The sequence below is a fragment of the Kitasatospora kazusensis genome (assembly GCF_039529945.1).
GTDB lineage: Bacteria > Actinomycetota > Actinomycetes > Streptomycetales > Streptomycetaceae > Kitasatospora > Kitasatospora kazusensis.
In genome coordinates, this window is sequence record NZ_BAAANT010000006.1 from 200,780 (window position 1) to 213,825 (window position 13,046).

At 76.3% G+C, this 13,046-nt stretch carries 10 protein-coding genes; all 10 read right to left on the reverse strand.

The genetic code is table 11. From position 1 onward, the window contains the following. Window positions 1–6: 6 nt before the first annotated feature. From ABD330_RS07895 to ABD330_RS07940, 10 genes are read right to left on the reverse strand one after another with little or no spacing between them, the layout of a single operon-like run. A complete protein-coding gene (locus tag ABD330_RS07895; RefSeq protein WP_344462273.1) occupies window positions 7–2,562 on the reverse strand; it encodes a GTPase-associated protein 1-related protein in 2,556 nt (851 codons plus the stop codon). Beyond that, complete coding sequence (locus ABD330_RS07900) at window positions 2,559–3,752, reverse strand: TRAFAC clade GTPase domain-containing protein (RefSeq protein WP_344462275.1); 1,194 nt, start codon at window positions 3,750–3,752, stop codon at window positions 2,559–2,561. Before ABD330_RS07900 ends, ABD330_RS07895 begins: the two co-directional genes overlap by 4 nt. Then, the gene (locus ABD330_RS07905; protein WP_344462277.1) at window positions 3,752–5,689 is read right to left on the reverse strand and encodes an Hsp70 family protein; all 1,938 of its coding nucleotides are present in this window, start codon (window positions 5,687–5,689) and stop codon (window positions 3,752–3,754) included. Before ABD330_RS07905 ends, ABD330_RS07900 begins: the two co-directional genes overlap by 1 nt. Then, a complete protein-coding gene (locus ABD330_RS07910; RefSeq protein WP_344462279.1) occupies window positions 5,686–7,809 on the reverse strand; it encodes an AAA family ATPase in 2,124 nt (707 codons plus the stop codon). Before ABD330_RS07910 ends, ABD330_RS07905 begins: the two co-directional genes overlap by 4 nt. Next, a complete protein-coding gene (locus ABD330_RS07915; protein WP_344462281.1) occupies window positions 7,806–9,272 on the reverse strand; it encodes a hypothetical protein in 1,467 nt (488 codons plus the stop codon). The genes ABD330_RS07910 and ABD330_RS07915 overlap by 4 nt, the downstream gene beginning before the upstream one ends. Continuing rightward, window positions 9,269–9,919, reverse strand: coding sequence for a 4Fe-4S single cluster domain-containing protein (locus ABD330_RS07920; protein WP_344462283.1), 651 nt, complete (start codon window positions 9,917–9,919; stop codon window positions 9,269–9,271). The genes ABD330_RS07915 and ABD330_RS07920 overlap by 4 nt, the downstream gene beginning before the upstream one ends. Beyond that, entirely contained in the window at window positions 9,907–11,028 is a 1,122-nt protein-coding gene (locus tag ABD330_RS07925) for a protein kinase domain-containing protein (protein WP_344462285.1), read from the reverse strand. Before ABD330_RS07925 ends, ABD330_RS07920 begins: the two co-directional genes overlap by 13 nt. Before the next feature lie 3 nt (window positions 11,029–11,031). Continuing rightward, complete coding sequence (locus ABD330_RS07930) at window positions 11,032–11,898, reverse strand: protein phosphatase 2C domain-containing protein (RefSeq protein ID WP_344462287.1); 867 nt, start codon at window positions 11,896–11,898, stop codon at window positions 11,032–11,034. Beyond that, a complete protein-coding gene (locus ABD330_RS07935) occupies window positions 11,895–12,713 on the reverse strand; it encodes a vWA domain-containing protein (protein WP_344462289.1) in 819 nt (272 codons plus the stop codon). The genes ABD330_RS07930 and ABD330_RS07935 overlap by 4 nt, the downstream gene beginning before the upstream one ends. Beyond that, window positions 12,710–12,928, reverse strand: a complete 219-nt coding sequence (locus tag ABD330_RS07940; RefSeq protein WP_344462291.1) for a hypothetical protein — start codon at window positions 12,926–12,928, stop codon at window positions 12,710–12,712. Before ABD330_RS07940 ends, ABD330_RS07935 begins: the two co-directional genes overlap by 4 nt. Between the last annotated feature and the right edge of the window lie 118 nt (window positions 12,929–13,046).

The following is a 13,046-nucleotide window of genomic DNA, read 5'->3' on the forward strand; positions in this document are numbered from 1 at the left end:
GGCGGATCACTCCTCCCCGTTCTCGCCGGGCCCGCGCCGGCGCCAGGACGGCCACCGGGCCGGGAGCCTGCGTCCCGGCCGCTGTGGGCCCCGGCGTTCTTCGGCGATCTCGCGGTAGCGGTCGGCGAGTTCGGCGTGGCACGGCCGTACCGCCCGCTCCAGCCGCTCCAGGTCCGCGAGCGGCCAGCGGTGGGCCGCGTGCAGCCGTACGGCGTTGACGATCTCCTGGTGCGCCGTCGCCAGCCCCGTCCCGGAGCGCAGGGCGGCCACGGCGGCGACGTGGCTCAGCCGGATGTCGTCGATCCGTTCGCCGGCTGTGACCATCCTCCACACCTCCGTCAGGTACCGCTCCAGCAGCGCGTGCCCGAAGTCCGGGAGCACGTCGCGCAACCGGCCGCTGTCGGCGGGCAGTCGCAGCAGGGCCGGCAGCAGGCGCAGCCGCCTGAGCGCCTGCGGCCCGGCCCACGGGTCGGCTTCCCGGACGGTGAACACCCGGGCGAGTTCGGTGGCCTCGCGGGCCTCGTGCAGGCCGCTCTCCAGCGCCAGGGTGGCCGTCACGCGCCGCTGGGTCTCGGGGCGCAGGGCGGCGAAGCGGGCCGGCGAGCCGAGCAGCCCGTACAGCCGCAGGCACAGGTCGAGTTGCTCCTCGCCGTCGATCGGCTGGTTCACCGCGCGGTCGAGCCACTGGCCGACCTCCTCGTCCCGGAGCGCCTCGGCGGGCAGCGCCCGGGCGATCTCGACCGCTTCGAGGTGGGTCCAGGGGCGGGAGGGCTGCCGCCACAGCTCCCGCAGCAGCGCGGCGTCGGGGACGGCCTGGCCGCGGACCCGGAGGATCCGCAGCAGCAGCTCGACGGTGCGCTCCGGCTGCCGCTCCGCGCGGGCCCGCCAGTAGTGCTCCAGCAGCAGCGGACGGCCGGTCAGGTCCCGCTCGGTGAGCAGCGCGGCGGGGAACTGGCCGAAGAGCTGCTCCTGGCCGGCCCTGCTCTCCAGCGCCTCCTCCACGGCCTTCGCCAAGGCGGCCCGCACCGGGGGCAGTTCACCGGCGAGCCATTCGACCTCACGGGCCAGCCGGGCGCCGGGGGACGGTGTGGCGAGCAGGGCGCGGGCTAGGGCGAGCGTCTCGCGCTCCATCACCTCCGGCGCCGGGGCGAGGTCGGCGCCGAGCGCCCAGAGCAGGAGCCGTACCCGCTCCCCGGTGGTGGTCGTCCCGGTCGCCAGCAGCCGTTCCCACAGCGCGGTCGCCCGGAGCCGGGCATCCCGGTCCACGATCGGGGCGGGGGCCACGGCGTCCTCGGCCGCGGTCATGTGGGCGCGCATCCGGGACTCGTACAGCCGGCCCTCGATCTCCTGGTGCAGCGCGCCGTCCCCGTCGGCCCGGGCCACGTCACTGAGCGCGGTCAGCAGGCCGTCGTCCAAGTGCCGGTCGGCCCGGTAGAGTTCGGCGGCCACTTCGGCCCGGCGCGGCCCGAGGTGGTCCGCGCCGGGCAGCCAGCGGATCAGGGCCCGCATCTCGGCGGTGGTCAGCGCGATGCCGCCGGAGGCGGCCGCGGCGGCGGCCGGCGGGTGCCAGTCCTGGGGGTGTTCCTCCCCGCCGTGGACGAACTCCGCCGCCCAGGTCCACACCGGGCGGACGGAGCCGACCCCGATCCGGGTCAGCAGGTCCACCAGCGCGCGGACGCCGTCCGGGACGGCGGCCGGCTGCGGGAACCGGCCCTCGGCGAAGTCGAAGACGGTGTAGGCGTCCTGCTCGTCCGGCCCGAAGTCGAGCCGCGCCTGCGGCACCGTCCCGATCAGGTGCAGCCGGCTGCGGGCCGGGCGCAGGACGTAGGTGGCGAAGGAGAGTCCGCGCGCGAGCGGGGGCGGCAGCAGGTACGAAACGGCGGCGAACCAGTGGGCGATCCGCTCGGTGGTGTGGTCGGCCACCACCACCGAGCCGTGTTCGGTGAGCGCGGCGAACACGGCGGCCAGCAGGTCCGGCAGCCGCCCGCCGTGGGGGTGGGCGCTCAGGAAGTCCTGGACACTGCGCGCGCTCAGCGGGCCGCGCGGGGGCGCCGCCAGGACGGGGATCTCGGTGGTCGGGGACACCTGCCGGGTCCACACCGGCGAATCCCACAGCTCGATGCCGAGCAGTCCGCGGCCGGCCGCCGGGAAGTCCTCGCCGTGCAGGGCGTGGGCGAAGTAGTTGCCGAACCGGCGGGCCGAGTCCCGGCCGACGTATCGCACGCACAGGGCCGTCGCGGAGCGGCCGCGCGGATCGTACGGCCGGTAGCAGAGGTTGACCGGGCAGCGGTCGAGCTGCTCGGGGGTCTCCGACTCGACCAGGGAGCGGGGCGGTTCGTAACCGGCGAGCACCTCCACGGCCTGCCGGGTGCCGGCCGTGACGCCCTCGCTGACCGCGTTGAACTGGAAGCCCGAGAAGCCGCTCAGCCCGTGCTCGCAGGAGGTGTAGTAGAGCTGCTGGAAGTGCGCACCGCTGCCGGTGCGGTTGTTGCCGGTGCGGTTGTTGCCCGTGCGGTCGCTGCCCGTGCTCACCGTGCCGTCGCTGCCGGGGTGCCCGCTCATCCGCGCCCCGCCTTCGGTACCGAGCCGAACTCGCTCAGCAGCCACAGCAGCGGGTCGGCGACCCGGTAGGGCTGGATGCCGGTGGCCGCGATCCGGGCGTCGGGGGTGGGGTTGCGGCCGAGCGAGGAGACGCCGAAGTAGCGGTAGCGGGTGTAGTGGTTCTCCAGCAGCTGGTCGACCGGGACGCCGTCCCAGTCCTTGAGCAGCCGGCGTACCTCCTCGTGCACGCTGAGGCTGTCGCCCACGTCGAAGTGGTCGCGCGCGGGTGCGTGGTCGCGCAGCGGGCTGGCGGCGTCCAGCAGGTGCCGGAAGGCGTCCATCTTGGAGAACACCACCGCGACCGGTACGTCGATCTTCTGCGCGGAGCGGCCGGAGCGGGGTGCGAGCAGCAGGTTGGTCACCCGGGAGAGGAGGTTCACGGGCGTGTCGAACCCGTCGGTGCCCGGCATCGGCGTGCCGGGCAGCGCGCCGTCCCGGGCACCGGGCATCTGCAGCGGGTCGAGCAGCAGGATGATGCCGTCGGCGCCGGTCAGGTAGCGGGCGTTGAGCTCCACACTCTCCCGGGAGCTGAAGTCCTCGCCCGCGGTGTCGAAGAAGGACAGCACGGTGTGCTGCGGGCGGTGGCCGAGCAGGGTGCGGCGGCGCAGGCTGAAGCGGAAGACCAGGGGATCCACCCGGTTGTTGGGGTTGGTGGAGGCGGTCTGGGTGCCGGGGAACAGCTGGTTGTCGCGGTAGAGGCGGTCCTCGTACTCGGAGCTGTAGCGGCGCATCGTGGCGTCGTCCAGCCCCATCAGCGCGGCCCCGAACGCCTCGCCGACCCGGTTGCGGACCTCGTGCAGCAGGACCGTCATGTAGACCGTCTTGCCGGAGGCCTTGGCGCCGACCATCGCGATCAGGCGGTTGTCCACCCGGCCGAACTGCACCGGGAGTTCACAGTGGCACACCGGACAGATCCGGTAGGTGGTCTCGCCTTTGCAGCCCGGGCAGACCGCCGTCGGCCGGCGGCCGTCGGCGAGGAAGTCCGGGCCCAGGTCGTGGCTGCGGCGCGGGCCCATCCGCGTGTCCAGCACCTGGTCGCGGCGCAGCTCGCACTTCTCCCCGGTCGGGCTGAGCCGGCCGTGGCAGCGGAAGCGGATCTCGCGCGATGCGAAGCTCTCGTAGCAGTAGGGGCAGGTGTGCTGTCGGGCCATCAGGTCACTCGCAGTCTGTGCAGCTCGGTCGGACGGATGTCGATACCGGCCTCGGCACCCGCGTCACCGTGCACCGGGAAGCAGACCAGCCAGGAGGGGCCCCGGGTGGCGGGCAGCGGGAACTCGACGGTCAGCGGCGTCCGGGCGGACAGCCGCTGCGCCCGCACCTCGTGCACGACGGTGCCCTCGGCGGCGTTGGCCGGCCGGAACCGGCCGAGGCTGTGGACGATCCGCAGGTCGGGCAGGTCGCAGCCGCTCTCGGCGGTGAAGGTGACCGTCGCCGTCCGGCCCTTGAACCTGCGGCGTACGGCCGGCTCGTACTGCACCAGGGGCGGTTGCGCGGGCACGATCAGCGCGGCGGCGCCCTCGCAGTCCACGCCGGCGCCCGCGACCAGCGCCTCGACGGTCAGGGTCACCGCCCCCCGGCCGACGGCCAGGTCGAGCCCGCCGTCGTGCTCGTACACCCGGCGCCGGCAGACCAGGTCCCCGTCCGGACGGCCGTCCAAGGCGCCGCTGCCCTCACGCCGCCAGCGGACCCGCGCGCTCAGCGCGCCGTCGGGCCAGGCCCACAGGACGAGGAGGTGGTCACCGCGCCGGTCGGCCTGCAGATCGGCGACGGGGACGGCGAGCAGGCCGGCGGGCCGGGGTTCGCCGACCGGATCGGGGCTCGGTACGGAGGTGGCGGTGCGCTCCGGGGACGGCGGGGGCGGCGGCGGAGCGTCCTCGCTCCGCCGGGGCTCGGGGATGGCGGGTGCGACGGGCGGCGCGTCCGGCCCCGGAGCCGTGGGGCTCGACGCCGCGGGGCTGGGTACAGGGCCGGGCGGGGTCGGGCGGGTGGCCGTCTCGGCCATGGGCTCCGCCGCCCGTACGCCGTCCGCCTCGGGCCCGGGCACCCGCCTGGGCGGGGCGGTGCTCGGACGCGGGCGGGGCTGCGGATCCTCCGGCTCCTCCAGCTCGCCCGGCACGGGGTATCGCATGCGGGAGGACGGCCGGGGATCGGACCGGGGGGCGGGGTCCTTCGGGAAGTACCCGTCCGGGGGCCGGGAGGTCCTGGGCCCCGGGCCGGTGAGCACCCGCAGGACACCGAACTCCTGCCGCAGCAACAGGCCCTGTACGACGGCGAGTTCCGGCTGGTGGCAGCGCACGGTCAGGTGGCGCGCGGCCGGCAGGGCCTCGATCCCGGTCCGGTGCCCGGGGGTGGCGCACAGGCCGCCGGCGAGCAGCACGGTGTCGACGGCCGGCTCGGCGGCGAGTTCCTCGGCGACCGCGGCGAGCATCCGCGCGGCCGGCGGCGCGACGGCCAGGTCGAGCTCGGCCCGGGTCAGCACCACCTCGTGCCGGCCGCCGTCCGGGGCGGGCAGCGACTCCACCACCTCGTCCGCCGCGCCGATCCCGCGCCGCAGCAGTGCCGCCGCCCGGCGCGGGTCCGTGCCCTCGGGCAGCCGCCCGGTGAGCCGGGCGGCGAGGGCCGCGTCCCAGTCGTCGCCGCCCAGGTGCTCCCGGCGGGTGCGGAGGATGCGCACGGTGAGGTCGGGGGTGATGGCGAGCACGGTCAGGTCCAGGGTGGTCGCCCCCTGGTCGCAGACCAGGACGGTCCGGTCGACGCCCTCGGCGACGGCGCGGTAGTGCAGCGCCACGGCCACCGGCTCCGGGACGACGCGTTCGACGCACAGGCCGGCGGCCTCGGCGGCCCGGCGCAGCCCGTCCTCGCCCTCGCCGCCGGCGGGCAGGCCGAGCACCGCGGACCGGTCCGGTCCGGCCGCCGTGCCCTCGCCCGCCATGCCCTCGCCCGCCGCGGCGAGCAGGGCCGGCAGGGCGCGGGCCGGGTCGAGGAGGCCGTCCACGCCGTCGAACTCGTACGCGGTGACGGCCGGCCGTCCGTCCGGGCCGGTCCGGGCCAGCCGCCCGAACCGGTGCCCCAGGTCGATGGCGATCACGTCCGCTCCTCCTCTTCCGCGGCGACCCACAGGGCGCCGTCCGGTCCGGTTCCGATCCGCAGCCGGCTCCCGGGGCCCGGGCGGTGTTCCAGGATGTGCCGGACGACGGCCGCCCGCGCCCGCTCCAGTTCGTTGCGGATCTGGCGCCCGCCGTACGCCTGGTGCTCCGGGTCCGACATCCGCGCGGTGATCCAGGGGTGCAGCGTCGCGGTGTCGGGCACCAGCTCGACCCGGTGGCGCTCCCGTACGGACTCGCGCAGTTGGGCGAGCAGCCGGTCGGCGATGTGGACGACGTGCTCCCGGCGGAGCATGTCGAAGACCACCACCCCGGGCTTGAGCCGGCCGTAGATCTCCGGCCGGCCGATCCGCCGGAACTTGTCCTCCACGGCGCGGGTGAAGTGCGCCTCCAACTCGGCGTACGACGGCTCGCCGCCGCGCCCGTCCAGCAGGGTGCGCAGCTCCTCCGCGCCGGTGTTGGAGGTGAAGATGATCAGGCACTCGGAGAAGTACGCCGTCTGCCCCCGGCCGTCGGTGAGCCGGCCGTCCTCCAGCACCTGGAGGAACTTGTCCAGCACCTTGGGATGGGCCTTCTCGATCTCGTCGAACAGCAGGACGCTGAACGGCCGTTCCTGCACCCGCCGGGTCAGCTCACCGCCCTGTTCGTAGCCGACGAAACCGGGCGGGGCGCCGGCCAGCCGCTCGGCGGAGTGCTCCTGCTGGTACTCGCTCATGTCGAAACGGGCGTACGCGCTCTGATCGCCGAACATCAACTCGGCCACTGCCTTGGCGAGTTCGGTCTTCCCGACGCCGGTCGGCCCGACGAAGAAGAACGCCCCCCGGGGCCGTGCGGTGCCGGAGTGGCCGAAGTCGACTCCGACGAAGGCCGATTGGAGGGCCGAGGTCACGGCGTCCACGGCCGGGGCCTGGCCCACCACCCGCGCGGAGAGCAGTTCGGCGGCCCGGGCGATGGTGTCGCGGTCGAGCTGGGTCCACGGGTCCACGCTGACGTTGAGCCGGTGGAGTTCCAGGAGCTTGACCGGCTTCTGCAGCGGCGCCTCGCGCAGCCAGGAGGTCCGGGCGAGCGAGTCGATGTCCCAGCCGGTCATGCCGTCGGTGGCGCCGACCAGGGCTTCCAGCTCGGCGGGCGAGGCGTCCGCCGCGCCGTTGAACCGCTGCCGCAGCCAGTCGAGCCACAGGCGGCGCTCGCTGGGGTCGGGCCGGCCCAGATGCAGGGTGGCGATCCGGGGGTCCTCCAGGTGGAGCCAGCCGGGCAGCCGCCCCACGTCACCCACCGCGCAGAGCACGGCGTTGCGGGCGTGCGGGCCCTGGCCGGCCGCCGCGTCCGGTGTGACCGCCTCCGTCATCGCCGCCCGCAGCCACAGGTAGCCGCGGTTCGAATCGGGCTGCCCCGGCGGGAGTTGGTGCTCCAGGTCCTCGAAGACGAAGGCGGTGGCCGCGTCCGGCGAGGCCACCAGGCGGCGGACGGTGGCGAGGATGTCCTCCAGGTTCCTCGGGGTCGCGGGCGGCCGGGCGGCGGACAGCCGCTCCCGCCCGCGCTGCCGCTCCGCCCCGCGCCTGGTGTGGGCCGCCGCCGTGGGGTCACCGGCCGTCCCGGGGTCACCTGTCCCGTCGGCGGTGCGCGGCTCCGCGCCGCCGGCCGCGCCGTCCTCACGGGCCGCGAGGCCGGTCGGCGCCCCGCCGTCCGGGGACCGCCCGCCCCGGCCGCCGAGCCCACCACCCCCGCCGCTCCCCGCCGCGGGCAGTGCGGCCACCAGCTGCTCGTAGCGTTCCGCGTGGCCCGGGATCGGGAAGCCGAGCCCGCCGACCGGGTCCCACCAGCCGACCACCTCGGCGCCCCGCAGTTCGAGCAGCCCGGCGACCACCTCCCGGAAGGAGGCGGGCCGGTCGTCGAACCACCAGCGGTCGCGGATCTGCCCGTCCAGGATCACCTGCCGCCCGCGCCGCAACTCCCAGTCCAGCGAGATCGCCCAGAGCGGCATCATGCCGTCCGCGACGGCCGGCCGGCCGTCCCGGGCCGGGCCGTCGGACCGGCCCTGCCGGGGAGTCCGGGCCGCGTCGCCGAGGCCTGCCTCCCGCTTGCCCCACTCGACCGTGCTCACCGCAGCCGCCTCCACTCGATCACGTCCGGCAGCGGCCCGGCCTGCCCGCGAGGCGGTTTGCCGTCCCAGGTCAGCTCGCCCGGGACGAAGTCCTCCTGCTCGTCGATCGCCTCGTGTACCCGCTCCAGCAGGTCCTCGGTGGCGTCGCAGACCGCCCCCTCCGCCGGCGGGTACAGCGCCACGTCGGGTTCGCCGTCGACGTGGTAGACGAGCACCGAGCCGCCGTCGGCGTCCGTGGCGACGGTGGTCTCGTACCGCGCTCCGCTGGGGCGTTCGAAGCGCAGCAGGAGGGCGTCCCCGTGGTCGTCGACGTCGACGAAGGCGAAGCCCTCGCCGAGCATGGCGTCCTGGAGCGCCTGCGCGAGATCGGTGCGGCGGGTGTGTGCGAGGTGCAGGTCGTCCAGCCGGAGTTCGGCGTCGGCGAGTACCCCCTCCAGGGTCGCGACGGCGTCGAGCGCGTCCTGCCCGGCCCGGGCCGCGAGCGCGTCGGTGACCGAGCCCAGTGCCCGGTCGAGCCGGGCGGCGAGGTCCGGGGCGGCGAGGTCGTGGGCCTCGGCGACCGCGTCGGCGACGGTCCGCCGGACGATCCCGAGCCGGTCGGCCGCCTCGCCCAGCGCCGCTGCGAGGCGTTCGTGCTCCGCCTTCTCGGCGGCGGCGCGCCGGTACTGCGCCTCCTGGGCCTCGGCGCGGGCGGCGGCCAGCTCCCGGGCCTGCTCCTCGGCCCGTTCCTCGGCCTGCCGCCGGGTCTGTTCGGCCGTCCGGTGCCGGTCGGCGACGGTCAGGGCGTGCCGGGTGAGTGCGTGCTCCACCGTCCCCAGCAGGGCGTCGAAGGTGGTCGCCGCGCCCGGGCCGCTCTCGGCCCGGAGCCGGTCGAGCAGTTCCGCGCAGTGCCGGCGGCCCTCCGGGTCGTACCCCGGTGCGTCCGGTCCGACCGCGGCCAGCCGGTCCTCGAACCCGGCCAGGACGGCCGCGCGATCCGCGCCCGGGGCCGGGCGGCCGGGGAGGCCGACGACCCGGCCGCGCAGCTCCTCGATCGCCCCGCCGAGCTGCTCGGTACCGCCGAGCCGGCCCTCAAGGCGTGCCAGAGCGGCTTCCAGCGAGTCCAGTCCGGCGCTCGGCCCGGCCTGCCCGCCGCCCCGCGCCCGGACCAGCAGCCGGCGCACCTCGGCCAGCCCACGGGCCTCAGCTCCGGCCTGGTCCTGGCGGAGCCGGCGGGTGTGCGCGGCCAGCTCGGCGGCCCGCCGCTGCGCCGTCTCCTCCCGTCCGCGCTCCGCCTCGGCGCGCGCCCGCTCGCGGCGGGCCGCCGCCTCCCGGGCCCGCCGGGCGGCGAGTTCGGCGCGTTCCGCGGCCCGCAGCTCCTGCTGTCGGCGCCGTTCGGCCTCGCGTCGGCGGCGTAGCTCCGCCTCGCGCCGCGCGTAGCCGGAGGCCACCCCGACGCTGCTGTACTTCGGTGATCCGCTCATGCCTCTCCCCACCCCTCGGTGCGCAGGGCGAAGCCCCGCGCGGCGAGCCGCTGCTCAAGTCCCTCCCGGAAGCCCGGAGTCGGCGGCACGCCGGCCCAGGAGAGCGATCCGTCGGACTCCACCGACACCTCGACGCCCGCGCTGACGTCGGGCTCGGCCGGCACGTGTGCGTAGCGGTCGCCGAGGGCGAGCACCCGCTGGTTGGCCGAGCCGCGCCAGCGCAGGCTGCCGTGCCGCGCGGCCACGTACGGGCCGTCGATCAACAGGTCGAGCCGCTCCAGCAGGGCGCGGCGGTCCGGGCTGCCGGTGCGCAGCGCCGCGTAGTGGTAGCCCGAGTAGGCCATCGCGCTGAAGTCCGGCCGCCGCGCCCGTACCGCGTCGAGCAGTTCGGCCAGCGCGGCCGCCTGGGCGAAGGGTTCGCCGCCGGAGAGGGTGACGCCCTCCACCTCGGTCAGCCGGCAGAGCCAGTCGGTGAGTTCGGGGACGGTCAGGGCGACTCCGCCGTCGAAGGGCAGCGTCTCGGCGGCGACACAGCCGTGGCAGCGCAGCGGGCAGCCCTGCACCCAGATCACGGCGCGGACGCCGGGACCCAGGACGGTGCAGCGGTCCAGCCGCCGTGCCACGTGGAGTCGGGTCAGCTCGGCCATGTGTCGCCCTTCCGCAGTGCCCGGTGCTCGGCCCGGCCGGGGCCGGGGACGCCTGGCCCGGCCGTCTCCGGGCGGTGGTCCGTACGCTCGGCGGCGCCGCCGCCCACCGCCTCGGCCAGGTCGCACCAGGGGCACCACGGCCGCTCCGCCGTGTGCACGTGCCGGGTGTCGGCCGGGCAGCGGCGCAGCCGTTCCGGTGCCGCTTCGGCGGCCAGCGCCGTGGCCCAGGCCGACGCCGACGGCCGGACACCGCCGAAGGCGGCCCGGAACAGTTCCCCGAGCCGCCTCGGCAGCAGGTCGGCGGGCGGCGCGGAGCGGGGCATGACCACCGAGGCGCGGTCCAGCAGGCGGCAGCGGCCGTGCAGGACGTTGTCGTCGTAGGAGAGGTAGGAGCCGCCGTCCCCGGGGTGCCCGGCGAAGGGGTGCAGGCCGTCGGTGAGCAGCTGGTGGACGAGGACGGCGAGCACGAACTCGTCCGCCCCGCGGTCCGGCGGGGTGCCGGGCGGCGCGCCGATCCGCTCGGGAGCCGTGTAGCCGGGGGTGCCCATCCGGCCCGGGAACAGCTCGCCGCCGTCGGTGAACTGCCAGGAGTCCACGTCCCCGATGCCGACCCGGCCCTGTCCGTCGGCCCACAGGTTGTCCGGTTTGAGGTCGCCCACCACGTAGCCCTCGGCGTGCAGGTCGGCGACCAGCCGGGCGAGTGAGCGGGCGGCGGCGAGGGCGGTCGCCCAGGTCGCCTCCGGCAGGGCGGCCCGCCGGGCCGCCGGGGACAGCAGCTGCGCGAACGGCCGGTAGTCCCGGCGCAGGTCGGCCATCAGGTAGCCGTCCACCGCGTCGGCCTCCGCGCCGCCGGTCCGGACGGCCACCATGGGCCAGGCGATCCGTACCGGGGTCCCGGCGAGCAGCCGCACGGTGCGCGGCTCGCGCCGCTGGCGCACCAGTCGGGCGATGCGGCGGCGGTAGGCGGCCGGGGACGGCGGGTCGGGGACGAGCTTGGCCACCAGCGGGCGGGCGTCGTCGACGGCGTACACGACCCCCTCCGAGCCGTGGCCGATCCGCTCGGTGAGCCGCCAGGCGCGCCCGGCACCGGACACCACGGTGAGAACCATCGGTCACCGCCCGTCCAGCACGGCGCACAGCACCGTCAGATCGTCTCCGGTCCTGGCCGCTTCGGGGCCGGACAGCAGGGCCCGCAGCGGCTCGGCGTCGCCGCCGTTGGCGCGCAGGGTCGCGGCGAGCCCGCAGAAGAACCGCTCGGAGGGCACCGGGCCGGCTTCCGGGGGCAGCCCGTGGGCGGCGGGGTGGTCCAGGCTCAGGGCGGTGCATCCGTCGGTGGCGAGGACGACCCCGCTCAGCTCCGGCTCCCACACGACGAAGGAGCGCACGCGCAGCGCGGCCCCCGGGGAGGAGAGGAACACCGGCCCCGGCCCGCCGGGGACGGCCGGCGGCAGCACCAAGTGGCAGCGCTCGGCGGCGGTTTCCGGCGCAAGTCCGGTCCGGGCGGCCTCCATTGCGGGTCCGGGGCGGGCCGCCCCCTGGGTGAGGACCGTGCCGAAGCAGTCCCCGACCGAGACGAAGGCGACCCAGGGCGGCCGGACCACGGCGGCGGCGACGGTGGCGGCGAGCGCGCCGGCGTCCGGTGCCGGCCCGTCGGACGGCGGCTGCCCACCGCCGGTCGCGCGCAGCACGGCCGCCGCGGCGCCCAGGTACTCCGCGACCAGCCGGGCCCCGCCGGCCGCGGCCCAGCGGGTCCAGGTCTCCGGGGCGTCCCGCGCGTCGGGTATGCCCTCGGCCAGCACCCGGCAGGCCGCGTCGACGGCGATGTGGGCGCCGAGCGCGCTGCGCTCCCGGCTGCCCGCGCCGTCGGCCACCGCCAGGACCACCGCGTCGCCCAGGTCGGCGGCCTTGAACGCGTCCTGGCATCCCCGCCCGGCCGCCAGGTGCCCGGTGCCCTGGACGGCGGCCCCCGCGACGATCACCGGTGCTTCTCTTCCAGGCGCCGCATCCGCTCGCGCTTCTCGTTGTACTGGCGGACGTCGCGGTGGATGTCGTCGGCCGTCCGGTCCGGCGTGATCCGGTCCGAGCTCTGGAACAGCAGGTCGAGGATCTGTCCGAAGCTCAGGTCCTCCAGCATCAGCACCGCTTTGGGGGCGAGGACCTGCAGCAGTTCCAGGTCGGCGCCGCGCACCCCGACCGCCTGGAGGACGAACTCGCCGCGCTCCTCACCGAGCCTGACCCGGCGGGCGGTGCCGGCGAGCGCGGCGGGGTCCATCGGGTTGCCGTGGGCGTCACTCGGGGCGCCGTCCGTCAGCACCCACAGGAACGGGCGCCGCACCGGGACGTGCTGCTCCTGCAGGGTCCGGTAGCGGCTGCGGGCCAGCTCCAGCGCCGTCTCGACGGCGTCGGTCAGCCGGGTGAGCCCGGATGCCTCCAGCCTGGGCGGGCGCATCCCGTCCACCGGCACGAAGAGCCGGTCCGACGCGGCCTCCTCGACCGGGACCAGCTCGTTCCGGCCGTGGTCGAAGACCCGTACCCGCGAGTCGAAGGCGACCAGGCAGACCTCCACCCGTGCGCGCAGCCTCGGCGTGGTGCGCTCGCCGTCGAACCAGCGGACCAGGGCGTCGTTGAGCGCGTCGATCGGCGGCTGCCCGGCCGGACGGCCCGGGGGCTGCTCGGCCGGACGGCCCGGGGGCTGCTCGGCCGGACGGCCCATCGAGGCCGAGGTGTCGAGGAGCAACAGGACGGGCTGGCGCTCGTGGTAGCCCTCGGCGGGGCCGAACTCGTACAGGCTCATCCGCGCGGTGCCCCCGGCCGGCCGGCCGGGCGGGCGAGGAGCCGTCCCCGGGTCGCGTCGTGGTCCACGACCACCTCCGTCCCCCGCGGCGTGCGGCCGGACTCCGGGAGCATGCGCAGCAGTACGCCCTCGACCAGGACGTAGGTGTCCGGCGCGGGCCAGGTCACCGTCCGCCCCGACGCCCCGCGCGCCCATTCGTGCATCCCGTCAGCCATCCGCCCCACCGTGTGATCATCCGTCAACTGTCGTTCCCGGCAAGCTGGTCCTGAACTTGGCTCTGAAGAGCGATCACCCTTGCACCCCGGCGCCCGTACGCGCAACCGAGAACCCCGC

Bases quoted from the DNA above. Each gene is read 5' to 3' on its own strand.
- ABD330_RS07895 (WP_344462273.1), bottom strand. From the start codon at position 2,562: ATGAGCGGGCACCCCGGCAGCGACGGCACGGTGAGCACGGGCAGCGAC.
- ABD330_RS07900 (WP_344462275.1), bottom strand. From the start codon at position 3,752: ATGGCCCGACAGCACACCTGCCCCTACTGCTACGAGAGCTTCGCATCG.
- ABD330_RS07915 (WP_344462281.1), bottom strand. From the start codon at position 9,272: ATGAGCGGATCACCGAAGTACAGCAGCGTCGGGGTGGCCTCCGGCTAC.
- ABD330_RS07920 (WP_344462283.1), bottom strand. From the start codon at position 9,919: ATGGCCGAGCTGACCCGACTCCACGTGGCACGGCGGCTGGACCGCTGC.
- ABD330_RS07925 (WP_344462285.1), bottom strand. From the start codon at position 11,028: ATGGTTCTCACCGTGGTGTCCGGTGCCGGGCGCGCCTGGCGGCTCACC.
- ABD330_RS07935 (WP_344462289.1), bottom strand. From the start codon at position 12,713: ATGAGCCTGTACGAGTTCGGCCCCGCCGAGGGCTACCACGAGCGCCAG.
- ABD330_RS07940 (WP_344462291.1), bottom strand. From the start codon at position 12,928: ATGGCTGACGGGATGCACGAATGGGCGCGCGGGGCGTCGGGGCGGACG.